This window comes from Kocuria tytonicola (genome assembly GCF_003687175.1).
Classification (GTDB): Bacteria; Actinomycetota; Actinomycetes; order Actinomycetales; family Micrococcaceae; genus Kocuria; species Kocuria tytonicola.
This window is the reverse complement of record NZ_RDEX01000001.1, coordinates 1,165,485-1,191,299: the sequence shown is the minus strand read 5'-3', so window position 1 is coordinate 1,191,299 and position 25,815 is coordinate 1,165,485. Positions and strand designations below refer to the sequence as shown.

The 25,815-nt window shown below is 72.6% G+C and carries 19 protein-coding genes and 1 tRNA gene; 8 read left to right on the top strand and 12 right to left on the bottom strand.

The annotated features are described in order from the left end of the window. Positions 1 to 80: 80 nt before the first annotated feature. From EAE32_RS05405 to EAE32_RS05390, 4 genes are all read right to left on the bottom strand, one after another. Entirely contained in the window at positions 81 to 1,103 is a 1,023-nt protein-coding gene (locus EAE32_RS05405; RefSeq protein WP_121864394.1) for a hypothetical protein, read from the bottom strand. Continuing rightward, entirely contained in the window at positions 1,100 to 1,480 is a 381-nt protein-coding gene (locus EAE32_RS05400) for a chorismate mutase (RefSeq protein ID WP_121846151.1), read from the bottom strand. Before EAE32_RS05400 ends, EAE32_RS05405 begins: the two co-directional genes overlap by 4 nt. A gap of 42 nt (positions 1,481 to 1,522) precedes the next feature. After that, a complete protein-coding gene (mnmA, locus tag EAE32_RS05395) occupies positions 1,523 to 2,677 on the bottom strand; it encodes a tRNA 2-thiouridine(34) synthase MnmA (RefSeq protein ID WP_121864393.1) in 1,155 nt (384 codons plus the stop codon). A gap of 84 nt (positions 2,678 to 2,761) precedes the next feature. After that, positions 2,762 to 3,991 carry a cysteine desulfurase family protein gene (locus tag EAE32_RS05390; protein ID WP_121846149.1) on the bottom strand — a complete coding sequence of 410 codons (1,230 nt, stop codon included), beginning with the start codon at positions 3,989 to 3,991 and terminating at the stop codon, positions 2,762 to 2,764. Positions 3,992 to 4,044: 53 nt separating this feature from the next. Between EAE32_RS05390 and EAE32_RS05385 the strand changes: the two genes are divergently transcribed. Continuing rightward, complete coding sequence (locus EAE32_RS05385) at positions 4,045 to 4,509, top strand: tRNA (cytidine(34)-2'-O)-methyltransferase (protein WP_121846148.1); 465 nt, start codon at positions 4,045 to 4,047, stop codon at positions 4,507 to 4,509. A 97-nt stretch (positions 4,510 to 4,606) separates the two neighbouring features. Here EAE32_RS05385 and EAE32_RS05380 read toward each other — a convergent pair whose 3' ends face one another. Continuing rightward, a complete protein-coding gene (locus EAE32_RS05380) occupies positions 4,607 to 6,253 on the bottom strand; it encodes a S1C family serine protease (protein ID WP_121864392.1) in 1,647 nt (548 codons plus the stop codon). Between the two features lie 252 nt (positions 6,254 to 6,505). Here EAE32_RS05380 and EAE32_RS12100 point away from each other — a divergent pair, with 252 nt between their 5' ends. The 3 genes from EAE32_RS12100 to EAE32_RS05365 all read left to right on the top strand — a co-directional run bounded on the left by EAE32_RS12100 (position 6,506) and on the right by EAE32_RS05365 (position 11,094). Further along, the gene (locus EAE32_RS12100) at positions 6,506 to 8,557 is read left to right on the top strand and encodes a TPM domain-containing protein (RefSeq protein WP_121864391.1); all 2,052 of its coding nucleotides are present in this window, start codon (positions 6,506 to 6,508) and stop codon (positions 8,555 to 8,557) included. A gap of 179 nt (positions 8,558 to 8,736) precedes the next feature. Further along, positions 8,737 to 9,492: a PspA/IM30 family protein gene (locus EAE32_RS05370; RefSeq protein WP_121846778.1), complete on the top strand. Its 756-nt coding sequence runs from the start codon at positions 8,737 to 8,739 to the stop codon at positions 9,490 to 9,492. 3 nt (positions 9,493 to 9,495) lie between these two features. Beyond that, positions 9,496 to 11,094 (top strand): helicase HerA-like domain-containing protein, encoded by a 1,599-nt coding sequence (locus EAE32_RS05365; protein ID WP_121846777.1) that lies wholly within the window; start codon positions 9,496 to 9,498, stop codon positions 11,092 to 11,094. Between the two features lie 178 nt (positions 11,095 to 11,272). Here the strand turns inward: EAE32_RS05365 and EAE32_RS05360 are convergent. The 3 genes from EAE32_RS05360 to EAE32_RS05350 form a co-directional block, all read right to left on the bottom strand. Next, a tRNA-Met gene (locus EAE32_RS05360) sits at positions 11,273 to 11,349 on the bottom strand. A 225-nt stretch (positions 11,350 to 11,574) separates the two neighbouring features. Further along, complete coding sequence (locus EAE32_RS05355; RefSeq protein ID WP_121864390.1) at positions 11,575 to 14,535, bottom strand: UPF0182 family membrane protein; 2,961 nt, start codon at positions 14,533 to 14,535, stop codon at positions 11,575 to 11,577. 104 nt (positions 14,536 to 14,639) lie between these two features. After that, entirely contained in the window at positions 14,640 to 15,749 is a 1,110-nt protein-coding gene (locus tag EAE32_RS05350; RefSeq protein ID WP_243635589.1) for a YlbL family protein, read from the bottom strand. A gap of 299 nt (positions 15,750 to 16,048) precedes the next feature. Here EAE32_RS05350 and EAE32_RS05345 point away from each other — a divergent pair, with 299 nt between their 5' ends. Beyond that, a complete protein-coding gene (locus EAE32_RS05345; protein ID WP_121846312.1) occupies positions 16,049 to 17,575 on the top strand; it encodes a zinc-dependent metalloprotease in 1,527 nt (508 codons plus the stop codon). A 114-nt stretch (positions 17,576 to 17,689) separates the two neighbouring features. On the opposite strand, the gene EAE32_RS05340 is transcribed toward EAE32_RS05345, so the two are convergent. Beyond that, on the bottom strand, positions 17,690 to 18,286 hold the full coding sequence (locus EAE32_RS05340; protein ID WP_240625171.1) for a M48 metallopeptidase family protein: 597 nt from the start codon (positions 18,284 to 18,286) through the stop codon (positions 17,690 to 17,692). 103 nt (positions 18,287 to 18,389) lie between these two features. On the opposite strand from EAE32_RS05340, the gene EAE32_RS05335 reads away from it, so the two are divergent. Further along, positions 18,390 to 19,253, top strand: a complete 864-nt coding sequence (locus EAE32_RS05335; protein WP_243635588.1) for a hypothetical protein — start codon at positions 18,390 to 18,392, stop codon at positions 19,251 to 19,253. A 30-nt stretch (positions 19,254 to 19,283) separates the two neighbouring features. On the opposite strand, the gene EAE32_RS05330 is transcribed toward EAE32_RS05335, so the two are convergent. Continuing rightward, a complete protein-coding gene (locus EAE32_RS05330) occupies positions 19,284 to 20,291 on the bottom strand; it encodes a LacI family DNA-binding transcriptional regulator (RefSeq protein ID WP_121864388.1) in 1,008 nt (335 codons plus the stop codon). A gap of 300 nt (positions 20,292 to 20,591) precedes the next feature. On the opposite strand from EAE32_RS05330, the gene EAE32_RS05325 reads away from it, so the two are divergent. Together EAE32_RS05325 and EAE32_RS05320 are read left to right on the top strand one after the other, a co-directional pair. Next, entirely contained in the window at positions 20,592 to 22,070 is a 1,479-nt protein-coding gene (locus EAE32_RS05325; protein ID WP_121864387.1) for a flavin-containing monooxygenase, read from the top strand. After that, entirely contained in the window at positions 22,067 to 22,888 is an 822-nt protein-coding gene (locus EAE32_RS05320; RefSeq protein ID WP_121864386.1) for an alpha/beta fold hydrolase, read from the top strand. Before EAE32_RS05325 ends, EAE32_RS05320 begins: the two co-directional genes overlap by 4 nt. A gap of 148 nt (positions 22,889 to 23,036) precedes the next feature. On the opposite strand, the gene EAE32_RS05315 is transcribed toward EAE32_RS05320, so the two are convergent. Continuing rightward, positions 23,037 to 24,827 carry an ATP-dependent helicase gene (locus tag EAE32_RS05315; protein ID WP_243635587.1) on the bottom strand — a complete coding sequence of 597 codons (1,791 nt, stop codon included), beginning with the start codon at positions 24,825 to 24,827 and terminating at the stop codon, positions 23,037 to 23,039. Then, positions 24,824 to 25,798, bottom strand: a complete 975-nt coding sequence (gene nudC / locus EAE32_RS05310) for an NAD(+) diphosphatase (protein WP_121864385.1) — start codon at positions 25,796 to 25,798, stop codon at positions 24,824 to 24,826. The genes EAE32_RS05315 and nudC overlap by 4 nt, the downstream gene beginning before the upstream one ends. Between the last annotated feature and the right edge of the window lie 17 nt (positions 25,799 to 25,815).

The following is a 25,815-nucleotide window of genomic DNA, read 5'->3' as shown; positions in this document are numbered from 1 at the left end:
CTCGCCCTCGTGTCCATCTCCGGGAGCGGGCCGCGGCCGACGCCCCGCGTCCTCCGCCCGATTCTACGGCCTGTCCGGGCTCATGCCTCGTTGCACACGTCCGTGAGCGCGCCGCACAGCTGCGTCACCCGCGCGAGCGCCGCGGGCAGCTCGGGCGGGGTCAGACCGGAGATCTCCGCCGACGGCGCCAGGCCCGTTCCCAGCAGTGCCGCCGGGTCCATGCCCAGCTCGCTCCACGGCCGCACGATCCGCTCCACGCCGGCCCGCACAGGGGTGCGACCGGTCACGGCCGCGGAGTCGAAGCACAGGCCCACGCCCGCCTCGTGCAGGGCCGCCAGCGGCTCCCACTGCGCGGTGGGGCCGTCGGGGACGGGAAGCACGGTGGCGTCGGCCCCCACGTCCCGGGCCCACCGGGGGTCGGCGGGACCGGCATCCAGTGCCACGGCCACCGCGCCGGCGGAGCGTGCCGCGCGGACGGCTTCCGTGAGTGCTGTGCGCACCTCGTGGCGGGGCAGCGCGCGCAGGGTGCGGTAGCCGCTCGCGGTGGGGATCCGGCCGCCGAGCACACGGTCCAGCTCCGGCTCGTGCAGGACGAGCACCGTGCCCCGCCCGTCGGTGTTGCGCCGCAGCGCCGCACGGAGCCCGGGCATCCCGGCGCACCAGGACTGGGTGAGGTCCCGGCGTGCCCCCGGGTCGGACTGCAGCTTCTCCCCGTTGCGCACGTGCACCGTGGCGGCGAGCGAGACCGGGCCGAGCAGGGAGACCACCACCGGACCCGTGTCCGCGCCGGACTCGGCACCCAGGACGTCCGCGATCATGTTGAGGTCCCCGGCCAGCAGCGCACGGGCCCGGCGGGAGTCGTCCCCGGGGACGCCGCTGACCCGCCAGCCGTGGGGCTGGCGGTCCGCGTGCAGCTCCTCCAGCACCGCGCACGTCCGCGCGGCGAGCTCCGCGTGCGGACCGCGCTCCGGCAGCAGCGGCACGGCGCTGAGGTGGGGCGCCCCGAGCTCACCGCGCAGCACCCGGAAGGTCTCCGGGAGGTCGGTGCCGCGCAGCGGGCGGGTCAGGGTGGCGGTGACCGCGTGGTCGGCGAAGCCGCTCATGCGTCCGCGGCCCGCTGGTGGTCCTCGGAGATGGCCTCGTGGTGGCGGATCACCTCGCTGATGATGAACGTCAGGAACTTCTCCGCGAACTCGGGGTCGAGGTGCGCGGCCTCCGCGAGGTGGCGCAGCCGCTGGATCTGGGCCTTCTCCCGCTCGGGGTCCGAGGGCGGGAGGTCGTTCTCGGCCTTGAGCCTGCCCACGCGCTGCGTGGCCTTGAAGCGCTCGGCGAGCAGGTGGATCAGCGCGGCGTCGATGTTGTCGATGGTGCCGCGGATCTCGCCGAGCCGTTCGAGGGCGGTCTCCGTGGCGTCACGGGCCGCGGAGCTCGCGGTGGGGTCGACGGGCGCGTGGTCGGCGGGATCGGTGGCTGGCGTCATGCCCTCCACTGTAAACGGGCACGCCGGAGCGCGCGGTGCCGGTCAGCGGGCGGGTGCTGCGGTGGCCCGGTCCGCGCGGGCAGCGTCGATCGTGGCCTGGCCCAGGACACGCGTGCCCTGGTAGAGCACCATGGTCTGGCCCGGGGCCACGCCCCGCTGGGACTCCTCCAACCGGATGTGCAGCCGCGCGTCCCCGTTCTCCCGGGTGAGCCAGGCCCGCGCCGGGGCGGGATCGCCGTGTGCGCGCACCTGCACCGTCACGGGGAAGTCCTCCGAGCGGCCGTCGGCGTCTCCCAGGTCCGTGACCTCGCGGGGTGGCAGACCCGCCCACGAAGGGCGGATGCCCTCCATGAGGTCGATCGCGAGCAGCTGCTCCGGGCCCACCACCACCTCGTTGGTCTTGGGGCGGATCTCCAGCACGAATCGCGGCTTGCCGTCCGGAGCCGGACGGCCGATGTGCAGGCCCCGGCGCTGGCCCACCGTGTAGGCCTGCGCACCGCGGTGCTCCCCGAGCTCGTGGCCCTCGGTGTCCACGATCCGTCCGGGCTCCAGCTCCATGTGGTCCGCGAGCCAGCCGCGGGTGTCGCCGTCCGGGATGAAGCAGATGTCGTGGGAATCCGGCTTCGAGGCCACGGACAGCCCGCGCTCCTCGGCCTCCGCGCGGACCTGGGCCTTGGACGGGGTCTCCGCCAGCGGGAAGATCGCGTGCTCCAGCTGCTCCGCGGTGAGCACGCCCAGCACGTAGGACTGGTCCTTCGCCCAGTCCGCGGCGCGGTGCAGCTCCTTGTGGCCGTCCGCGTCCTCCACCACCTTGGCGTAGTGGCCCGTGCACACGGCGTCGAACCCCAGGGCCAGCGCCTTCTCGAGCAGCGCCGCGAACTTGATCTTCTCGTTGCAGCGCATGCACGGGTTCGGGGTGCGGCCCGCGGCGTACTCGGCCACGAAGTCGTCCACCACGTCCGCCTGGAAGCGCTCCGAGAAGTCCCACACGTAGTAGGGGATGCCGAGCTTCTCCGCGGCGCGCCAGGCGTCACGGGAGTCCTCGATGGTGCAGCAGCCGCGGGCGCCCGTGCGCAGCGTCCCCGGGGTCCGGGACAGGGCCAGGTGCACCCCGGTGACGTCGTGCCCGGCGTCCACCGCGCGGGCCGCGGCCACCGCCGAGTCCACACCGCCGCTCATCGCTGCCAGTACGCGCACAGGGTTCCTTTCGTGGAGAGTTCCGGATCGTGGTCACAACGTCCTGCCGTGAACCCCTATTCCCCGCACCCGGGGCGCCACCGGTCAGGAGGAGAACCCCGGCACGTGGCCGGAGAGCCCCGCGGCCCGGGCCCGGGCGTGGACGTCCGTGACGACGTCGAGCACCACGGCCACGTCCTCGGCCGTGCTCGAGCGGCCCAGGGAGAAGCGCTGCGCGCCGCGGGCGGTCTCCTCGTCCAACCCCATGGCCAGCAGCACGTGGGAGGCGCGCGGCACCCCCGCGCTGCACGCGGAGCCGGTGGACAGGGCCACCCCCGCGGCGTCGAACAGGAAGAGCATGGAGTCCCCTTCGCAGCCGGGGAACGTGAAGTGGGCGTTGCCCGGCAGCCGGGTGGGCTGCTCCCACTCCGCCTCGGGCGTGCCGGGCTCGGGGCCGCGCAGGACGGCACCGGGCACCCGCTCACGGATGCCCGCCACGAGCGTGTCCCGCAGGGCGGCGCGGCGCAGGAACTCGGACCGGGCGTCGCGCCGGGCCACCTCGACCGCTGCGCCGAACGCGGCCGCCCCGGCGGCGTTGACCGTTCCGGAGCGCACACCGCGCTCCTGCCCCCCACCGAAGCTCGTGGCAGACAGCTTCACCGTGCGCGGGGCGTAGAGGGCCCCCACACCCATGGGCCCGCCCAGCTTGTGGGCGGAGACCGCGAGGGTGCTGATGCCGGGCAGGTGGGCGTCCATCGGAACGGTGCAGAACGCCTGCACGGCGTCCACGTGGAGGGCGACCCCGGCCTCGTGGCACAGCGCCCCGAGCTCCCGCACCGGCTGGACGGTACCCACCTCGTTGTTGGCCCACATGACGGTGACCAGGGCGGTCTCCCCCGGGCGCTCCGCGAGCAGGCGCGCGAGGTGGTGCGGGTCCACGCGACCGTCACCAGCCACGGGGAGCCAGACGAGTTCGGCGCCCTCGTGGGACTCGAGCCACTCCGCGGCCTCCGTGACCGCGTGGTGCTCCACGGTGGACAGCGCGATGACCTTCCGGCGCGGGTCCGCCTGTCGTGCGGCTCGGTAGAGGCCGAGCACCGCCATGTTGTCCGCCTCGGTGCCTCCCGAGGTGAGGATGACCTCCACCGGTTCGGCGTTCAGCGCCGCGGCCACCGCGTCCCGGCCGGTTTCCAGGGCCATGCGGGCCGAGCGCCCGGCGGCGTGCAGGGACGCGGGGTTCCCGCCCCGCCGCGTCTGGTCCACGTAGGCCTCGACGGCCTCGGGGAGCATGTCGGTGGTCGCGGCGTGGTCCAGGTAGACGCGGGGTGTGGGCATGGCCCCATTCTACGAACGGCTCCGACGCGCGGGGCGGGCCTAGACTCGCACCCATGCTCCACTTCGTCTTCCACACCCCTGAGATCCCGGGCAACACGGGCAACGCCATCCGTCTGGCCGCGTGCACGGGTGCCCGCCTGCACCTGGTGGAGCCGCTGGGCTTCGACTTCTCGGACGCGCACCTGCGCCGCGCGGGCCTCGACTACCACGACCTCGCCGTGATGGACGTGCACCCCTCGGTCGAGGACCTGTGGGAAAAGCTCGGGGACGCCCGGGTCATCGCGTTCACGTCCCGCTCCCAAACCCGGCACACGGACGTGTCCTACCGGGACGGGGACGTGCTGCTCTTCGGGCGGGAGTCCACGGGCCTGCCGGACGAAGTGCTCGCGGACCCGCACGTGGACGAGCGCGTGCGCATCCCCATGCTCGAGGGGCGCCGCTCCCTCAACCTGGCCAACGCGGCGTCGATCGCGCTCTACGAGGCGTGGCGCCAGCTGGACTTCCCCCGGGGTCTCTGAGCGCTGCCGCTGCCTGGGACGACGCCGCTCGGGGCCCGCCCGGGGACGGCACCTCCCGCGCGGTGGCACCTCTGGCGCCACCGCGCGGGACGGCAGCTTACTTCTTGTGGTCCGCCGCGTTGCCCACGGTGACCGTGGCGGTGCGCTCGTCGCCGTCCCGCTGGTAGGTGATCTCGGCTTTCGACCCGGCACCGAGCTCCCGCACGCCCGCCGTGAGGGCGTCCGCGTCCGTGATCGGCTTGCCGTTGAACTTCGTGACCACGTCGTTCGCCTTCAGACCGGCGTCCTCGGCCGGAGAGCCCGACTCCACCGAGCGCACCTTGGCGCCCGCGGAGAACGTCTCGGAGTTCGCCCCCGAGGGGGTGTATCCGGAGACCGAGGCCCCCAGGTAGCCGTGGCTGGCCTTGCCGTCCTTGATGATCTCGTCCGCCACCCGCTTCGCGGTGTTGGCCGGAATCGAGAAGCCCACCCCGATGTTCCCGGAGGCGGAGGACTCGCCGGACGAGCCTCCCGCGGACGCAATCGCCACGTTGATCCCGATCACCTGGCCCTGCGCGTTCACGAGCGCGCCGCCGGAGTTGCCGGGGTTGATCGCGGCATCGGTCTGGAGCACGTTGAGGTAGACGCTGGACTTCGCGGACTGGGAACCGGACTGCCCGTTGTCCGGGAAGTTGAAGAAGAAGTCCTGCGGACCGCCGGGGCTGCGCTGGGTGTCCTCCGGGGTGTCCTGCGCCGCGGAGGATGCCACGGCAATGGTGCGGTTCAGCGTGGAGACGATGCCGTCCGTGACGGTTCCGCTCAGCCCCAGGGGCGCCCCGATCGCAATGGCGGCGTCCCCCACGTTGAGCTTGCCGGAGTCGCCGAACTCCGCGGGGGTGAGCCCACTCGGGTCCACCGTGATGACGGCGAGGTCCGACTCCGGGTCCGTGCCCACCACGGTGGCCTTGCGCACGGAGCCGTCCGCGGTCTGGACCTCGAGCTTGGCGTCCGAGGTGGCGCCGTCCAGGGTCACCACGTGCGTGTTGGTGAGAATGTGGCCCTGGTCGTCGAGGATCACCCCGGAACCGGTGCCGGCCTGGCTGCCTGCGGTCGCGGAGATGGTGACCACCGAGGGCGAGGCCTTCTGGGTGGCGCCGGTGATCTCGTTGACGGAGTCCGTGTCGTTGACGATCACCGGAGAGCTGTTCGTGCCTCCCGAGGCCCCGCCGTCCGCGCCCACGGCGCCCGTGCCCACGGCCACTCCCGCTCCGAGCAGTCCGGCGAGCGCCATCCCCGCGATCATGGTGCCCGCACCGAACCTCCGCTTCGGCGCTGCAGCCGTCCCGTCCTCCTGGGGGTAGGAGCCCTCGGGGTGCCCCTCGTACCCGGGTCCACCCGAGTACGGGGGCTGGGCGCCGCCGTCCCCCGCGGCCCCGTAGCCGTGGCCCGCCCCGGTGAAGGAGCCCGTGCCCTCGTAGGGTGTAGCCCCGTAGCCTCCCTGGTCCGCGCCACCGCCCTGGACCCCGTAGTAGGGGTCCCGCCCGGCGGCCTGCCCCTGGTCGAACCGCGCACCTTCCCGAGCGGACCCCGCGGCGTCGTACCCCGCAGTTCCGTGTCCCGCAGGCGGCATGGGCCGGGTGTCGCGGGCCTGCCACGACGACCCGCCGACGGAGTCGGCACCGGTGCCGTCCGCCGCAGAGCCGTGTCCCCCGGGGACGGGGTGCTGGGGATCTCCCCCGGTGCGAGGATCGCGGGAATCAGCCATGGTCTCTCCTTGTCAACCTCTGGTGCCGGCGGTGGGCGCCGACCTGGTCCGGGGCTCAAGTATGCCCCGTTCCTCTGGGGTGGGGCTGAGAGAACAGCTCTCTTGCTGGGAGTCCACTGACGGTTTTCGGGGAGCTGCAGGAGTGAGTGACCCCACAGGACGCACAGCGTATTCTGGGCTACGCACGGCATCCTGTGGAGCAGCACTGCCCGGGACGTCATTCGCCGGGCCGACATCGAGGGAACGAGGACCATGAGTTCACGCACCGTGTGGCGCCGCACCGCCACGGCCGCAGCCCTGTCAGGGGCCTGCTTCCTGGCACTGCCCGTGGCGACGGCGCAGCCCCCCTCGGCGGTGGACTCGGGCTCGCGGGTCGTGGACCAGGCGAACGTCCTGGGCGACACCTCCGGACTGACCCGCAGCATCGGCGAGCTCGGGAAGAAGCACCACATCACGCTGACGGTGGTCTTCGTGGACCGCTTCACGGAGCCCACCGACCCGGGCAAGTGGACGCAGCAGTACGCCCGGGCCAACGGTCTCGGGACGAACGACGCCCTGCTCACCGTGGCCACCGAGACCGGCAAGGCACGTTTCGTGGCCAGCCCCAAGGGACCGCTCTCGACCGCGGAGCAGCAGCGCATCTACGACGAGCACATCGACTCCCCCCTGCGCAGCCACGACTGGAACGGTGTGGTCCAGGGCGCCGTGGACGGCATCGACCACGAGCTCGGCGGCGGACTCGTCGGCGCGGGCGGCGCGGTCACCGGTCTGGTGGTCGCGGGCGGCGCCGCCGCCGTCGCGGTGGGTGCCGTCAGCGTGGCCCGCAGGCGGCGTCGTCGGGGGCAGGGTGCGCAGGACCAGGGTGGGTGGGGCCCGCAGGGCTCTGGTGAGCAGTACGGCGAGCGCGCTCCCCAGCAGCCCCCGGCGCCTCTGCCCGAGCTGCACCGGCAGGCGGGCTCCGCGCTCGTGGAGGCGGACAACGCGATCCAGCACTCGGAGCAGGAGCTCGCGTTCGCCCAGCTGCAGTACGGCAGCGAGCAGACCCGCCCCTTCGAGGAGGCGCTCGCCCGAGCCAAGGAGCACATGCGCGCGTCCTTCGAGCTGCAGCAGAAGCTCGAGGACGACATCCCGGACACCGAGGCCGAGCAGCGCGCCTGGCTCGGGGAGATCATCGAGCGCACCCGTCAGGCCCGCGCGCCGCTCGCGGAACAGGAGCAGAACTTCTCGCAGCTGCGGCAGCTGGAGACCCGCGCCCCGGAGGCGCTGGAGGCGGTGCGCTCGTCCGTGGCAGGCACCCGGCCCCGCCTCCAGGAGGCCGAGTCCCTCCTGGTCTCCCTGCACGGCCGCTACGACGACGCCGCACTGGCACCCGTGCGTGACAACGGCGAGCAGGCGCGCGAGCGCCTCGAGTTCGCCGAGGGCGCGGCGACCCGCGCGCAGCAGGACCTCGCGGCCGGACGGACCTCCGAGGCCGTGCTCAGCATCCGTGCCGCGGAGGAGGCCCAGGGCCAGGCGCAGGGGCTGATCGCCTCCGTCGAGAACGCCCGGCGCGAGCTGGCCCGCGCCGAGGAGTCCCTCAAGGACGCGGTGAGCATTGCGCAGCGGGACGTGGCGGAGGCCGAAGGGCTCGTGCGCCAGGGATCCCGCCCCGAGCTCGCGGGCGCCGCCGCCGGTGTCCGCTCCGTGCTGCAGACGGTGACGCAGCAGATGTCCTCGGGCCACTACGACCCCGTGGGCGCGTCCCGGCGGCTGGCGCAGGCGAAGGCCGAGCTGGACAAGGGGCTGCAGGGCGTCCGGGACGCCAACGACCGCGCCCGCTCGGCCCGCGAGACCCTCTCCCACGCGCTCGTCAGCGCGCAGGCGAGCCTGACCACGGCCTCCGACTACGTCTGGGCCCGCCGCGGCGGCGTGGGGGCGCAGGCCCGCACCGAGCTCGCCGAGGCCGAGCGCCACCTGGAGATCGCCCAGCAGCTGCAGAACTCCGACCCCGAGCGTGCGCTGAACGAGGCCAACCAGTCCATTCGGCTCGCGGACTCCGCGCAGCGCTCCGCGCAGCTGGACGTGGACCGGTTCTACGACTCGCCCGGCTACGGCTACGGGGGCTACGGCGGCTCGCGCAGCAACGGCCTCGGCGGTGCCATGCTCGGAGGCATCCTGCTGGGTGGCATCCTCAACGGGGGCGGCGGCTTCGGCGGCGGCCACTACGACGGCGGGGACTACGGCGGAGGAGACTTCGGCGGCGGCTTCGGCGGAGGGGACTTCGGCGGCGGCGACTTCGGCGGCGGGGTGGGCGGCGACTTCTGAGCGCGCCGTGCCCTGCAGGAGCCCCGTGCCGTTGACGAGACCCGTGCCACGACGGAGCCCGGCAGGCGCGGGGTTCGACCCACAGGCCGCAGGCGCCCCTCCGGGGCGTCAGCGGAACCCATGATTCCAGCATCATCCGGGGCGTGAGAACGCCCGACACACGAGAACGGGAGAGCACCATGACCAAGCAGTCCATCTTCGGCCGGATCGCCCAGCTGGCGAAGGCCAACATCAACGCGATGATCGACTCCGCCGAGGACCCGCAGAAGATGCTGGACCAGATGGTTCGGGACTACACGGAGAACATCCGCGAGGCCGAGTCCGCCGTGGCCCAGACCATCGGCAACCTCCGGCTGCTCGAGAAGGACCACCAGGAGGACCTCCAGGAGGCCCAGCAGTGGGGCACCAAGGCCCTCGCCGCGTCCAACAAGGCGGACGAGTTCCGCGCCGCGGGCAAGGCCGGCGAGGCGCAGAAGTTCGACGACCTCGCCAAGGTGGCCATCCAGCGTCAGATCCAGTCCGAGAACGAGGCCCGCGGGGCCGAGCCCCAGATCGCGTCCCAGACCGAGACGGTGGCCAAGCTCAAGGACGGGCTCAACAGCATGCGCGGCAAGCTGCAGGAGCTCTCCGCCAAGCGCGACGAGCTCGCGGCGCGGAACAAGACCGTCCAGGCGCAGTCCCAGGTGCAGGACGCCCTGAAGTCCTTCGACGTCATGGACCCCACGAGCGAGGTCTCCCGCTTCGAGGAGAAGATCCGCCGCGAGGAAGCACGCGTGGCGGGCCAGCAGGAGCTCGCTGACTCCTCCCTGGACCGGCAGTTCGAGGCACTGGAGTCCATGGGCCAGCAGACCGAGATCGAGGCCCGCCTGGCGGCGCTGAAGAACGGCGGCTCCACCCGCAACGGCGAGAACATCGTGTCCGCCGAGGAGGTCTAGGACATGCCGGACGCACCCACCGGAGCGCAGCAGCAGCTCGACGCCATCCGTTCTGGCTACGCCACGGACGCTCCGTGCCTGGACCTGGGCGCCGCTCTGGACGACACCGGCGCCCACGCGGACGCACCCGTGCGGGTCCCCCTGTCCACCCTCAACCGGCACGGCCTGGTGGCCGGCGCCACCGGCACCGGCAAGACCAAGACCCTGCAGGCCCTCGCGGAGCAGCTGAGCGCCCAGGGCGTGCCCGTGTTCCTCACGGACGTCAAGGGGGATCTCAGCGGCATCTCCCAGCCCGGCGAGGACAACCCCAAGGTGGCGGAGCGCGCCGCGTCCGTGGGCCAGCAGTGGACCCCCACGGCGAGCCCCACGGAGTTCTTCAGCCTGGGCGGGCAGGGCCGGGGTGTGCCCATCCGTGCCACGGTCACGTCCTTCGGGCCCACGCTGCTCTCCAAGGTGCTGGGGCTCAACGCCACGCAGGAGTCCTCCCTGGGGCTCGTGTTCCACTACGCGGACTCCCACGGGCTTGCGCTGCTGGACCTGAAGGACCTGCGGGAAGTGGTGCTGCACCTGACCTCCCCGGAGGGCAAGGAGGAGCTCGCGAGCATCGGCGGGCTGTCCCCGCAGACCGCCGGGGTGATCCTGCGCGAGCTCACCACGTTCGCGAACGAGGGTGCCGAGGTCTTCTTCGGCGAGCCCGAGTTCGACACCGCGGACCTGCTGCGCACCACCGAGGACGGCAAGGGCGTCGTCTCGTGCCTCGAGCTCTCCGAGGTGCAGCAGCAGCCCCGGTTGTTCTCCACGTTCCTGATGTGGCTGCTCGCGGACCTCTTCCAGGACCTGCCCGAGGTGGGGGACGCGGAGAAGCCGCGCCTGGTGTTCTTCTTCGACGAGGCCCACCTCCTGTTCGAGGGTGCGTCCAAGGAGTTCCTGGACTCGATCGAGCAGACCGTGCGTCTCATCCGTTCCAAGGGCGTGGGCATCTTCTTCGTGACCCAGTCCCCCAAGGACATCCCCTCGGACGTCCTCGCGCAGCTGGGCAACCGGGTGCAGCACGCGCTGCGCGCTTTCACCCCGGACGACGCCAAGGCGCTGAAGGCCGCCGTGCGCACCTACCCGAAGAGCGGGTACGACCTCGAGCAGCTGCTCACGCAGCTGGCCACCGGTGAGGCGGTGGTCACGGTGCTGTCCGAGACCGGTGCCCCCACTCCCGTGGCGTGGACGCGGATGCGCGCTCCGCAGTCGCTCATGGGCCCCGCGCCCGAGAGCGCCGTGGACGCCCTGGTTTCCGCCTCCCCCCGGCTCGCGGCCTACGGCGAGGCCGTGGACCGGGAGTCCGCGTACGAGCTGCTGCACGGGCGGCTGGACCGCGCGGCGGAGGCCGGTCCCGGTGAGGACGCCCCGGAGCGTTCCTCCCAGGAGCATTCCCGGGGCGAGCAGCCCCGCGACGACGGGCGCGGGCAACGCTCACGCCGGGACGAGGGCGGGTTCCTGGGTTCCGTCATGGAGAACCCCGCGGTGCGCTCCATGATGCGCTCCGCAGGTTCCGCCCTGGGCCGTGAGATCACCCGCTCGATCTTCGGCACCTCGCGCCGCCGCCGCTGACGCCGCCCCAGCACGACGACGCCGCCGCGCCCCTCCCCGGGGCACGGCGGCGTCGTGCTGCGGGGCTTCCGGGCCTGCGGAGGGCGCGCGCGGGCATCCCGGGGTCCTGGGAAGGCACACCGGAAGCAGGCACCGGACATGCGAAAAGTCCGGCTCCACACGGAGCCGGACTTCTCTCTGGTTGCGGGGGCAAGATTTGAACTTGCGACCTCTGGGTTATGAGCCCAGCGAGCTACCGAACTGCTCCACCCCGCGGCGACATCCACAACTATACGGGCGTCCCCGGGGTCGTGCAAATCGGGGCCCGTCGCACTCCCGGGACGGGGTGTGCGGGCGGGTGTGCGGGGCGGGACTCGCAGCTCCCCCGTCGTCCGTCGCGCACCGGGCCGGGCCGGGCCGGGAGCGAGGGTGGGCCACGCACGAGGGCGGCCGCCGGAGTGATCCGGTGGCCGCCCTCGTGCGTGCGGGCAGAGCCGAGACCTACTTGCTCTGCCCCTCCTGGGCCATGGCGTCCTCCACTGCCCGCTTGAGCCGGTCCTGGGCCTCGCCGTACTTGGTCCAGTCGCCGTCCTTCATGGCCTGGTCCGAGTCCTTCATGGCCTTGTTGGCCGAGTCCAGCGCTTCCTGCAGGGACGCCGAGCGCGAGGGCTGCGAGGCGGACGGCGAGGGGCTGGCCTTGTCACCGTCCTGCTTCTCGCCGCCCCCGCCCTGGGCGGCGTCCGCGGCCTTCTCGCTGATGCCCGCGCCCTTGTCGGTCGTGGCGCCGGACTGGCCGCCGAAGACCTGGTCCAGGGCGCCGTCGAGCGTGGGCGCGTAGCCCACCTTCTCGCCGAAGCCCACGAGCACCTTGCGCAGAGTAGGGTACGCGGCATCGCCGGAGGACTGCACGTAGACCGGCTGCACGTAGAGCATGCCGTCACCGGCCGGCAGCGTCAGCAGGTTGCCGTTGATCACCTCGGAGGCGCCCTGGCGCAGGATGTTCAGCTCGTTGGACACCGCGGTGTTCGAGTTGAAGTTGTTCTGCGCCTGGCCCGGGCCCGGCACCGAGGACGAGCGCGGCAGCTCCAGCAGCCGCAGCTTGCCGTACTCCGGGCTCTTCTCCCCCGCCTTGCCCGTGCCCGCGTCCGCATTCGCGGAGAGGAACCCGTACATCACGTTGCGGGTGTTGCCGGACTCGTTCTGCTGCGGGATGAAGGAGGACGTCAGCGAGAAGTTCGCCTTCTTCTCCCCCGGCATCCGCATGGACAGGTAGTACGGCGGCTGCGGGACGTCCCGGTTCTGCTGGGTGGGGTCGTTCGGGACGGACCAGACGTCGTCGTTCGCGTAGAAGCTGTTGGCGTCCGTGACGTGGTAGCGGTTGAGCAGCTCGCGCTGGACCTTGAACATGTCCTCCGGGTAGCGCACATGCTTCATGAGGTCCGCGGACATCTGCGAGTACGGCTTCACAGTGCTCGGGAAGACCTTCTGCCACGACTTCAGCACCGGGTCCTGGTCGTCCCACGCGTAGAGCTCGACCGAGCCGTCGTAGGCGTTGACCGTGGCCTTGACCGAGTTGCGGATGTAGTTGACCCGGTCCGCGGGCAGGGCGGCCGTGGCGCCCTGCGCGGTCTGCGTGTCCTTGGTGGCGTCCTGGAGCACGGACGGCGTGGAGTACGGGTAGGACTCCGCCGTGGTGTAGGCGTCCACGATCCAGACCACCTTGTTGTCCACGACCGCCGGGTACGGCTTGCCGTCCACCGTGAGGTACGGAGCCACCTTCTCCACGCGCTCCCGGGGGTTGCGGTCGTAGAGGATCTGGGACTCGGGCCGCACGGCGTCCGAGAGCAGCATGTCCGTGGACTGGAACTTGATCGAGTAGGACAGCTTGTTGAACAAGTTGCCCACGTTCGGCCCACCGTCGCCGGAGAACGTGGTCTTGGCGTCCGCGGCGTCCCCCTCGTTGGTCTGGGGCCGGTCCAGCTCCAGGGGCGCGTCCCCCTCCGCACCGCCCACCACGGAGTACTCCGGGGACTTCTCGCCGAAGTAGATGCGGGGCTCGTAGTCGTCCGAGATCTGGCCCTTGGAGGGAATGCCGGCCTGCATGAACTCGGGCTTGCCGTCCGCCTGCACACGGGATCCGTACGCGGCCACCACGCCGTAGCCGTGGGTGTAGACCACCGACTTGTTGTACCAGCCCTGGATCTGGTCCGTGTTCAGCTCACGCGGGGCGATCACGGTGTCCTGCGTCTGACCGTCGATGTCGTAGCGGTCCACGTTGAGCATCTCGGGGAACTGGTAGTAGGGCCGGAACTGCTGCAGCTGGGCGAACGCCGAGGACACCACGTTGGGGTCCAGCAGACGGATGTTGGAGGTGGTCTCCGTGTCCTGGCGCAGGGCGCCCTTCTCCGTCTCGGTGGTGGCGTCGTACGGGGTGACCTCGGTCTTGTCCAGACCGTAGGCCTGCCGGGTCATGGTGATGTTGCGCTGGATGTACTCGTTCTCCAGCGCCTGCTCGGTGGGGGTCACCTGGAAGCGCTGGACGGCCCAGGGGTACAGGCCGCCGGCCACCACGGCGACCACCACGAGCATGGCCACGCCGATGACCGGCAGCTTCCAGCGCCCGATGAACCCGGCCACCACGAAGAGCACGGCCACGAGGATCGCCGCCACGGCCAGGATGCCCTTGGTGGGGATCACGGCGTTGACGTCCGTGTACAGGGCACCGGCCCACTTCCCGGAGCCCTTGATCAGCGTGGCGTAGCGGTCCAGCCAGAAGTTCACGGCCTGCAGCGCCAGGAACGCCGCCACGATGGAGCCGAGTTGCACGCGTGCGGAACGGGTGGTGGTGAGCCCGCGCTCGTGGATGCGGATGCCGCCGTAGACGTAGTGCATGAGCAGTCCCGCCACCCCGGCCAGCAGCAGCGCCGTGACCAGGAAGCCGATGACCAGGCGCAGGAACGGCAGTGTGAAGACGTAGAAGCCGAGGTCCAGGTGGAACTGGGGGTCCGTCTGCCCGAACGGCTCCTGGTTGAAGAACAGCAGCACCGTCTTCCACTGGGAGGCCACCGTGGAGGCCGCGAAGAGCCCGAAGATGATCGGAACGGCGGCCATCACCACCTTGCGCACGGGATCCAGGGCCTGCTGGTACTTGGCCATGGTGTCACTCACGGCACCGTCGCGCGGCCGGCTGCGGTGGGCGAGCCACATGCTGAGGAACATCAGTGCCGCGACGATCAGGGCCGACACCACGAACAGTGCGATCACAGAGAGGTTGCGGGTGACGAACACCCGCAGGTATCCCAGCTGCTCGAACCAGAGGACATCCGTGTAGACCTGCGTGAAACCCACGAACAGCGCGATCAGGACCACCACGGCAATCACGGTGGGCAGCAGCGCCCCCCGCTTCGGGCGGCCCTGCGCAGACCTGCTGGATGGACGGGGTGAAGTGGATCCGGCGGTCACTGCATACCTCTGGCTTCGCTGGGCGCGGATGGAGATCTGGGGATGATCACCACCAACCTTAGAGTGTCGGACACCCCGCACCCGTGCAATCCACGCCCGTGGTGTCAGCGGGTGCGGCAGCTGGGCAGGTCCTGCACCGAGCCCGCCGCCGCGTGCTCCACCGCGCCCACGGCCTCGCCGAGGGTTCCCACCTCCACCACGGTGAGCCCGTCCGGGACGTGGCCCACCACCTCGTCGCAGTTGTCCCGGGGGGCCAGGAAGTACTCGGCGCCGGAGTCCGCCGCGCCCACGAGCTTCTGGCGGATCCCGCCGATCGGGCCCACCGTGCCGTCCGCGGTGATCGTCCCGGTGCCCGCGATGTGGCGGTCCCCGGCCAGGGAGCCCGGGGTCAGCTCCTCGACGATCCCGAGGGCGAACATCATCCCGGCGCTCGGCCCGCCCACCTGCTCCAGCTGGAAGTCCACGTCCACGGGGAAGTCGTAGCGCGGCACGAGGTAGACCCCCAGTTGCCAGCTCTTCGTCTCCTGCTCCTGCGTCAGCGCCACGTGCTCCGTGCGTGTGCCGCCGTCACGGCGCACGGTGACGTCCGCTCCGTGGGCGCCGGCGGCGTCGAGCCGGGAGCGCAGCTGCTTCAGGGAGGTGACCCTGGTGCCGTTCACGGAGACCAGCTCGTCCCCGGGCTGCAGGGCGCCCTCAGCGGGACCGCCCGGCACCACGGCGTGGACCGTGAGCGTGGTGGTGTAGGGCTTGTCCAGGTAGCCCATGGCGGCGGCCACGGAGTCCTCCTGGGACGTGGTCATGGCGGCGGCGTTGGAGTCGTCCACCTGCTCGCGCGTGGTCTCCGGCGGGTAGAGGGTGTCCTCGGGGATCACGGCCTGGGCCGGGTCCAGCCAGCCGAGCACCGCGTTGATCGAGTTCACGCGGCCCGAGGGGCCGCCCTTGACGTAGACCGTGGTGAGGTCCAGCTGCCCGTCGCTCGGGTACGTGGGGGCGCCGTCGATCTTCACGAGCTGCTTGTCGTCCACGGTGCCCACCGTGTTGAACGTGGGCCCCGCCGCCTCGATCACGTAGGGCGCCGGCAGCACCACACCGGCCACCATGAGCACCGAGGTGCCCGCGAGCGCGAGCGACGGAAGGGACTGCCGGCGCGCCAGCCGCCGCCACCGGCTCGTCCGGGGCGTGGTCTGGGTCTCGGGGTTCTGCGCGGTGTCCACGATGGCTCAGCGTACCCGCGCCCGCTTCCGGGCCACGGCCGGACGACGCCGCCCTGCCGCCCTCCCGCGGTCGGCGTGCCGGCAGCGCGGGCCGGCCGCGCGGGCCGCGCACCGGCCGGTCGCGGCATGCTCCGGGACCGCCGGAACCCCGTGGCGAACGGCCCCCGCTCGGCAGAAGAGACGCGGGTGGAGCACCTGAGCCATCAGCGAACTGGGGGCCGCGGCCATGGTTCACCCCGGGGTCGGGCCGATAAACTCGGAGGCAGTTCAGCCCACTTTCCTCGATGATTGGCGGTCCCATGCCTGCGAACCCTCCGAACGACGAGAACGGCCAGAACCCCAAGGATCCGTTCCAGGAGATGTTCGAGCGTCTGATGGGTTCCGGGGCCATGAAGCCGGGTGACATGCCCGCCGGCATGCCCACGGACCCGCAGTCCATGTCCATGATCTTCCAGCAGATCCAGTCCATGATGAGCTCCTCGAACTCCGGGGACCCCGTGAACTGGGAGCTCGCGAACCAGCACGCGCGCCAGGTGGCCTCCCAGAAGGGTGACCCCTCCGTCACGGACCGTCAGAAGGGCGCCGTGAGCGACGCCATGAAGCTCGCGGACCTGTGGCTCAAGGACAACACCGCGTTCGACGAGGCCCCGGTGCTGCCCTCCGCGTGGGCCCGTGCCGAGTGGATCGAGGCCACCTGGCAGACCTGGCAGGAGATGTCCGCCCCGGTGGCCGCGTCCGTCACCAAGGCCATGTCCGAGGCCCTCACCCAGCAGCTGCCGCCCGAGCTGTCCCAGGCGATGGGTGGCGCGGACCTCTCCGGGATGCTGTCCGGGGCGGGGTCCATGATGTTCGGCATGCAGCTGGGCCAGGCCGTGGGGGCGCTGTCCTGCGAGGTGCTCTCCTCCACGGACGTGGGCATCCCGCTGGCGCCCAAGCACTGCGCGCTCGTGCCCTCCAACGTCGCGGAGTTCAGCGCGGACCTGGACCTGCCTGCCTCGGACGTGCTGCTCTACCTGGCCATCCGCGAGGCCGCACACATCCGGCTCTTCCACGGGGTGCCGTGGCTGCGCCAGCACGTGCTGGACCTGATCACCGCGTTCGCCTCCGAGATCCACATCGACATGGAACGGATCGAGTCCATTGCACGGGACCTCGACCCCTCGGACCCGTCCGGCATCCAGGACGCGCTCTCCTCGGGCGTGTTCAGTCCCGAGATGACGCCGAGCCAGGAGGCCACCCTCGCCAGGCTCGAGACCGTGCTGGCCCTCGTGGAGGGCTGGGTCAACCGCGTCACGGTGGCCTCCACCGTGAACATCCCGTCCGCACCCGCGCTCACCGAGATGATGGCCCGACGCCGCGCCGAGGGTGGCCCGGCGGAGCGCACCTTCGGATCCCTGGTGGGTCTCGAGCTGCGCCCGCGCCGGCTGCGCGAGGCCGCGTCCTTCTGGGACTACGTGGCCGAGCAGCGTGGGATCACCGAGCGGGACAGCCTGTGGGAGTCCCCCGAGCTGCTGCCCACCAACGAGGACCTGGACGATCCCCAGGGCTTCGAGGAGCGGCGCGGGCTGCTCACCGCGAGCGACGCGGAGATGGACGCCGCCCTCGAGAAGCTGCTGGCCGGCGGGTACGAGGCCGGGAACGAGCCCGGAACGGATGCCTCGGGCGACAACGCCTCCGGGACGGGTCCCGCGAACGGCACCGGCAACGGGGCACAGGATGCGGGCGACGACCCCGCGCGGCCCGGCGACGACGGCGACGCGCAGAACGGGGATGCCCCCCGCTCTCCGGACAGCGGACCCCAGGGCGGTGGCGGCGCCCCCGCCTGACCCCCGGCCCGCTCGGTTCCCCCGCCTGTCCGACCCCGGTGCTCGCACCGGGGTCGGTTCAAGTCCAGATCCGCGCCCCGCCAGGTAGCGCGAGCCTCCCCTGGTGATTCACCGTCACGCGGCGCCCGGGCCGCCTGCCGGGTGGGCGTCCGCCCAGGCCACGCCGTCCAGGAACCGGGCGGCGTCCCCGGCACGGGGATGGCGCCGCGCGAGCGACCAGAACCGCTCGTTGTGGTGTGCCTCCAGCAGGTGGACCAGCTCGTGCAGCACCACGGTCTCCAGCACCCACTCGGGGGCTTCCGCGAGGCGCCGTGAGATCCGGATGGTGCCCGTCGTCGGGGTGCACGAACCCCACCTCGTGTGCTGCCGGGTGGACCACGTGATGCTCGTGGGGACCGCGCGTCCCTCCAGGTGGGTGCGGGAGAGCCGAGCGGCCATCTCCTCGAGCACCGTGTCCGTGGCGCGCCGGGCGGACGAGGACTCCGCGGCACGGCGCTTGGCCACGACCTTGGGCACCAGGGTGGCGCTCCAGTGCGCGATCTGGGCCCGTGTGGCCCGCTGCGGCACCGCGAGCACCACGGCGTCGCCACTGAAGTGGGCACTCACTGTCTTGGTGCGGCGCGCACTGCGCTGGACGATGATCTCGGGCATTCCGTCCGGGAGCTCCCCGGTGCTGGGGGTCGACGGCGTGCGGTGGCGTCCTCGGGGCATGGGGACAGTCCACCATCCCGCTCGGACACGCAGAACCGCCATCCGTGCTGTGGACATCCCCGGCACCGTGGACCGGACGCGCGAGCACGGGAATCCTGGGGCCATGACATCCCCACCGCGCTTCCCCGATCCGCCGGGCCCGCTCCGGGACCAGCTCGCCCTGGACGAGCTGCACGTGTTCGTGAACGGCCTGGATCCCCTGGCGGCCTGGGTCGCGTGCGCCCTCGTGGGCGCCGGGGTGTGCCTGCTCGACGTCGCGGATCCCCAGCCCGTGTCACGGTCCGACATCGCCCGGGGACCGTACCCCGCCGAGGTGGAGGGGCAGCCGAGGGAACTGGCCCTGAGAGGCGTGCTGCGGCGTCGTTCCCCGCGGTGCGTGCCGCTCACGGCCCCCGAGCTCTTCCCCAGCGCCGCGGTGCCCGGGACCGTGGTGCTCAACGCGTGGTCCGTGGCAGGGGACCTCGTGGCGGACCTCGCGGCACCATCCGCTCCCCCGCTGGACCCCGCGCTGGCCACCCTCACGGTGGCCGCCGACGGGGCGAACGTGCTGCGCTGGCCCGGGACGTCCTGGGAGCACCGCCCCTGTCGGGAGTGCCTTGCGGAGGCGGTGCGGTCGGCACGCAGGACGGCGCGCGACGTCGTCCCGGACACCGTGGGCGCGCCACTGCCCAACGGCGACTCCCCGCTCGCCGCCGTCACCCGCAGCTGTGCCGCCGGGGAGATCGCCGCGCTGCTCCTGGCCGCGGGGCTGGGAGTGGGACTGGGACGGGACACCATGACGGCTCACACCACCCCGGAGCGGCGGCCATTCCGAGGCGACGACCACGCACCGGAGGTGAACGGGCCGCGCGGAACGGGGCCATTGCTGCTGGAACCGTGTGGACCGGTTCTCCGGCGGGGGCTGCTCGTCCGCGAGCTGCCGCCCAACCCCCAGTGCCTGTGCTCGCTCGCCTTTGCCGTGCCCTGACCGCGCGCCCAGGGCCCCTCCCGGGCCGGGTCAGACGGAGCCGCGGTCCACGATGCTCGCCCCGCCCGTGGCGGGGGCCTCCGGCAGGGGCCGCTCCGCCACCAGGGCCGTGATGACCTCCACGGTGTACCGGGCGGTGACGTCCGCGTCCAGCGCCACCATCGTGAGCGGCGGGTCCGCGAGGGCGGCCGCGGCGGAGTCGTTGACCCCCACGATGGCCAGGTTCTCGGGCGCCATCCAGCCGAGACGCCGCATGCCGCTCAGCACGGCCAGCGCCGCGGTGGTGTCGTGGGCGCAGACCCCGGAGGCCGCGGGCGAGCGCTCCTGCCACGCGCGCAGCACCGCCGCCGCGCCCGGCGGATCGGCAGGGACCTGCAGCAGCTCCGGCACCGGCAGTCCCCGGGCCGCGCACTCGCGGCGGAGCATCTCGTGCCGCCACTGGGACACCCCGTGCATGTGGTCGCCCCCGGTCACGGCGTAGGCCAGGTGTCGGTGGCCCGCGCTCGTGAGACGGTGGACCTGCACCCGGGCGATGTCCTGCTCGCGGGGCCCGGTGATCCACTGCCCCATCGCGTCCGCCCCGGTCCACGAGAGCACCCCGCGCACGCCGTTGCGGCGCATCCGCTCGGCGTCGTCGTCCGCGAGGTCCCACGAGAGCACCGCGGCGGGAGTCACGGAGGACCAGACCCGGGCGGCGGGGCGGCGGCTCCACGCGTGGATCACCATCGACAGGCCCGCCTCCGAGAACAGGTCCGAGAGCCGCTCGATGAGCTCGCCGATGTCCTCGGAGAGCGAGCGCGCGGGCGGGAGGTAGACGAGCACCGTGGTGGAGCGGCCGGTGCCCAGGGCCCGGGCCTCCGCCGACGGCGCATAGGCCAGCGACTGCGCCGCCTCCAGCACGCGGCGTCGGGTCTCCGCGGAGATCGACTGCGCCGGGGTGTCGTTGAGCACGAAGCTCACGGTGGTCCGGGAGACCCCGGCCAGGCGTGCCACGTCCGCGCTCGTGGCGCGGCGCGGAAAGGTGCTGCGTGCAGGCATGGTGGTGGGGTCTCCTCGTCGATCGGTCCCCACATGCTAGCCAGCGGGGAGCCGGGGCCGCCCTGTTGCGGGCCGGATGTGAGCTGTTACACTCGAGCTCCACCAAGCTAACACGCGTTAGTACCCGGACCACCGGGGACCGACGCCGGCGGCACGGCCGCGGCGCACCGCCGCGTCCCGCGAGCCGGTCCGCGACGACCACGGGCCCGGCCCCACCGCCTCCGCACGTGGCCGAGGGCCACCACGGCGGGCACCCGCCCGCGCGGTGCACGCGAGAACGCCAGGGAGTTGAAGAACGGCATGAGCACGCAGGACGTGGACGTCATCATCATCGGGGCGGGGATCTCCGGCATCGGGGCCGCCCGGGAGCTCGCGGGCACGGGACGCACGGTCCGCATCCTCGAGGCGCGGGAGAGGATCGGCGGCACGTGGGACCTGTTCCAGTACCCCGGCATCCGCTCCGACTCGGACATGGCCACGTTCGGCTACCGCAGCCGCCCGTGGACCGGCGAGCGCAGCCTGGCCACGGGGGACACCATCCTGGAGTACGTGCACGCCGCCGCCGAGGAGGCGGGGGTGACGTCCCGGATCAGCTTCGGGCAGCGTGCCACGCGCGCCGAGTGGTCCTCGCGGACGCACACCTGGACGGTCACCCACGAGGACGTGCACACGGGCGAGGTCTCCACCCTCACGGGCCGCTGGCTGTTCATGGCCACCGGCTACTACCGCTACGACGAGGGCTTCGCCCCGAACTGGCCCAGCCTGCCCGAGTTCCAGGGCACCGTGATCCACCCACAGCACTGGCCCGAGGACCTGGACGTCTCCGGCAAGCGGGTGGTCGTGATCGGCAGCGGCGCCACCGCCGTGACGCTCGTGCCCGCCCTGGCCGAGCGCGGGGCGCACGTGAGCATGCTGCAGCGCTCCCCCTCCTACGTGGCCTCCGTGCCCGGCAAGGACGAGACGGGCATGAAGCTGCGCCGGTGGCTCCCGCCGCGTCTGGCGGGCGGGGCCAACCGCTGGCGCAACATCGTGCGCTCCATGGCCATCTACGAGTTCAGCCGACGCCGCCCGCAGGCCATGCGCGAGCTGCTGCACCGCGGCGCCGTGAAGCACCTGGGCCCCACCTTCCCGGTGGACGAGCACTTCACCCCGGAGTACGACCCATGGGACCAGCGCCTGTGCGCCGCACCGGACGGCGACTTCTTCAGGGCGGTGCGCGGGGAGCACGCCGAGGTGGTCACGGACACCATCGAACGCTTCACCGCCGACGGCGTCGACCTGGCCTCCGGGCGCCACCTGCCCGCCGACGTGGTGGTCACCGCCACCGGGCTCAACGTCCAGTTCCTCGGGGCCACGGACCTCGTGGTGGACGGTGAGACCGTGGACCCCTCGGAGCACGTGAGCTACCGCGGCATGATGCTGGACGGTGTGCCCAACATGGCGTTCGCCATCGGGTACACGAACTCCTCGTGGACCCTGCGCGTGGACCTGGTCACCGAGTACTTCCACCGCCTGCTGGACCGCATGGACCGGGAGGGTGCCGTGGCCGTGACTCCCCGCTACACCGGGCCCCGCACCGGTCTGCGTCCGCTCATCGACCTCGCGTCCGGCTACATCCAGCGGGGAGCCCACCTGCTGCCCCGCCAGGGCCGTGACGGTGCGTGGAACGTGCGGCAGAACTACCTCCGGGACCGCGTGCTGTTCCGCCCGGGCGCGGAGAAGGACGACCAGCTGGAGTTCACCGTGGCCGCGCCCACCAACGCGGAGGTGTCCGCATGAGCCTGCAGCACTGGGACGGTCTGCAGTACCGCGTGTCCGGCGAGGGTGCCCCCGTGCTGCTCGTGCACGGCATCGGCCGCAGCCTCACCGACTGGGAGCAGCAGCACGAGCTGCTCTCCGACTCCTTCCGTGTCTACAGCGTGGACCTGCCCGGTTTCGGCGGCTCCGAGCGGCCCTCCGGGGCGATGAGCCTGCAGAACCTGGCGGCGCGGCTCGCCGAGTTCGTGCGGGCCCAGGGCATGGCGCCCGTGCACGTGGCGGGCAACTCCCTGGGCGGGGCGGTGGCCATGCAGCTCACCGCCGACCACCCGGAGCTGGTGCGCAGCCTGCTGCTCGTGGACTCCGCGGGCCTCGGGCGCGGCGTGAGCACCGCGCTGCGGCTCGCGAGCATCCCCGGTGTGGGCGAGCGCGCCCTGACGCCCAGCCGGAAGGGGGCACTGCGCTCCGAGCGGGCGATGTACCACGACCCCGTGCTGGCCACCCCCGAGCGTGTGGAGCACGGCTACCGGATGGCGCAGCGCCCCGGCGGCTCCGCCGCCATGCTGGAGATCCTGCGCTCCCTCGGGACCCCGGCGGGCGTGAAGAGCGCCTGGCGCCGGGCCCTGCTGCCGCGGGTGCGGGCCACGGGCGTCCCCGTGGTCGTGGTGTGGGGCGACAAGGACGTGGTGCTCCCCCACCGGCACCTGGCCCGCGCGGGCCGGGCTCTCGGTGCCCGCACCCACACGTTCCCGGACACCGGCCACGGCCCCATGGTCGAGCGCGCCGAGGAGTTCGCACGCGTGGCCCGGGAGTTCTGGACCGAGGTCGACGCCGCGTAGCCGCCATGCCGGGCGGCGTCGCCTCCGGTGCGCGGCATGGCGCCCGTGGGGATCGGCGCACGGAGCGGCGTCGTGCCGGGCGCACGGGCGGCGACGCACGGGAATCCGGGAGCGGAGCGGCGTCGCGCGCGCAGGATGCCTCCGGCGATCAGCGGACGGGGCGGCGTCGTGCGGGGGTGCGCGGCGCGGGCGGCAGCACGGCGTCCAGGAAGCGCGAGCGGGCGCGGCTGGGGCGCCCGCCCGGGGTGCGGGACAGGGACCACGAGAACACCAGGTGCTCCCGGGCGCGCGTGATCCCCACGTAGAGCAGCCGGCGCTCCTCGTCCATGGCGTCCGGGGTGTCCGCGAACGAGATGGGCATGAGTCCCTCCGAGAGGCCCACGAGGAACACCGCGTCCCACTCCAACCCCTTGGCGGAGTGCAGGGACGCGAGGGTCACCCCGTCCACGACCGGCGCCTCCTGGGTGGTGGCGCGGCGTTCGAGCTCCTGGGCGAAGCCCGCCAGGGTGAAGGACTCCTCCTGCTCGGCGGCCCGCGCGGCCATGCTGTCCGCGAGCGCCACGAGCGCCCGCAGGGACTCCCACTTGGCGCGGGTGGCGCTGTCGGCGCGCGGGGCGCGCTCGGTGTAGCCCAGAGAGTGCAGCATGTCCCGCACCTGACGGGGCACGTCCGCGCGGTCCGCCCCCACGGTGCGGGCGGCCGATCTGATCTGCACGAGGGCCTGGCGGATCTCGGGACGGTTGAAGAACCGCTCGGTGCCGCGCAGCTGGAAGCCGATGTTCGCGTCCCCGAGGGCGGCCTCGAACGCCTGGGACTGACCGTTGGTGCGGAACAGGACGGCGATCTCGTGCGGGGGCACGCCGTCCTCGATGAGGTCCCGGATGCGCACGGCCACGCCGGCGGCCTCGGCCTCGTCGTCCGGGTGCTCGTTCCACGTGGGCTCGGGCCCCGCGGGGCGCTGGGAGACCAGGCGCAGCGGTGTGGCCCACGTGTCCGGGGTGGAGCCCGGCGCGGGACGGCGCGCGGCGAGCAACCGGTTGGCGGTGTTGACCACCTGCGGGGTGGAGCGGTAGTCGCGGATCAGCTCCACCACCGAGGCACCCGGGTAGCGCGCGGGGAAGTCCAGCAGGTGGCGGGAGGTGGCGCCCGTGAAGGAGTAGATGGTCTGGGAGGCGTCGCCCACCACGCAGAGGTCGTCCCGGGAGCCCAGCCACGCGTCCAGCAGGCGCTGCTGCAGGGGTGAGACGTCCTGGTACTCGTCCACCACGAACTGGCGGTACTGGGCGTGCACGGCCGCGGCGATCCGCTCGTCCTCCTCCAGGATGCCCACGGTGATGAGCAGGACGTCCTCGAAGTCGATGAGGTGCCGGTCCGCCTTGAGGTCCTCGTAGGACTGGTACAGCCGCTGCATGGTGCGGATGTCGTAGCCCGCGGGCATGTCGCGGTTCTCGGCCGCGGGGGCGTAGGTGTCCGGGGTGTGCATGGACACCTTGGCCCACTCGATCTCCGCGGCGACGTCCCGGATGGTGGCCCGGTCCGTGCTCAGACGCATGCCCTGCGCGGCCTCGGTGATCAGCCGGGCCTTGTGGTTCACGAGCCCGGGCGGCGGGCCGCCCACGGCCTGGGGCCAGAAGTACTGCAGCTGCCGCAGCGCCGCGGAGTGGAAGGTGCGGGCCTGCACCCCCGGGGCGCCGAGGGCTCGCAGCCGCTGCCGCATCTCGTTCGCGGCACGCGCGGTGAAGGTCAGGGCGAGCGTCTTCTGCGGGGTGTACACGCCCGAGGCGATGCCCCACGCGATGCGGTGGGTGATGGCCCGGGTCTTGCCCGTGCCCGCACCCGCACGGACGCACACCGGCCCCTGCAGGGTGGTGGCCACCACCCGCTGCTCGGGGTCCAGACCGCCCAGGATGTGCTCCTCGGCGCTGGGCTCCGCGCTCACCAGTCCGTCTCCGGGAGGTCCTGGCCGAGCCAGCTCACGATGAGCGCGTGGGCGATGGAGATCCGGCCGGGCAGGGTCACGCTGCCGTCCCGGGCCGCCGCGAGCAGCTGCTTCCGCGTGAACCACCGCACGTCCAGGATCTCCTCGCCGTCCGCCTCGGTTTCCGCCGTGTGCGCCACCGCCCGGAAGCCGAGCATCAGCGAGCGCGGGAACGGCCAGGGCTGCGACCCCTGGTACTCCACGGTGTCCACCGCGATCCCCGCCTCCTCACCGACCTCGCGCACCACGGCCTGCTCCGCGGACTCCCCCGGCTCCACGAATCCCGCGAACGTGGAGTAGCGGTTCCCGGACCACAGCGCGGAGCGGCCCAGCAGGATCCGCTGACGAGAGGGGTCCGGGTGGTCGTCCACGACCGCCACGATGACCGCGGGGTCGGTGCGCGGGAAGTGCAACGACTCGTCCTGAGGGCACCGGCGGGCCCAGCCGGAGCGGACCACCTCCGTGGGGCCCCCGCAGCGCGGGCACCGCGGGTGGTCCCGGTGCCACAGCGCCACCGCCCGGGCCGTGACCAGGAGGGAGGTCTGCTCCGGTGGCAGCGCGGTGCCGAGCGCGCGCAGACCGTGCCAGGCGGCGTCGTCGAAGCCCGGCAGCTCCGTGTCCTCCGGGACGGTGCGCAGCAGCACCCGGGTGCCGTCCGCCAGCCGGCCCAGGTGCACGTCCGGGCGGGCGGGATCCCCCGTGGCGGCGGGAGCCTCGTCCACCGGGACCAGCAACAGGCCCTCGGGCGTGACCGGCGCGGTGGACCCGCGCAGCACGAGGACGCGAACCGCGCCCGAGCTCCGGTCCTCCGCCACGAGGTCCCGGTGCTCCCGCGCCACGGCCTCGCGGTCGAACGGGCGCCCCGCGAAGGGAAGCTGATCGGGCCCGAGCAGGGGCGCGGGGGCGCTGGAACGGTCCTGGGGTGAGATCACCCGACCACTGTAGACCG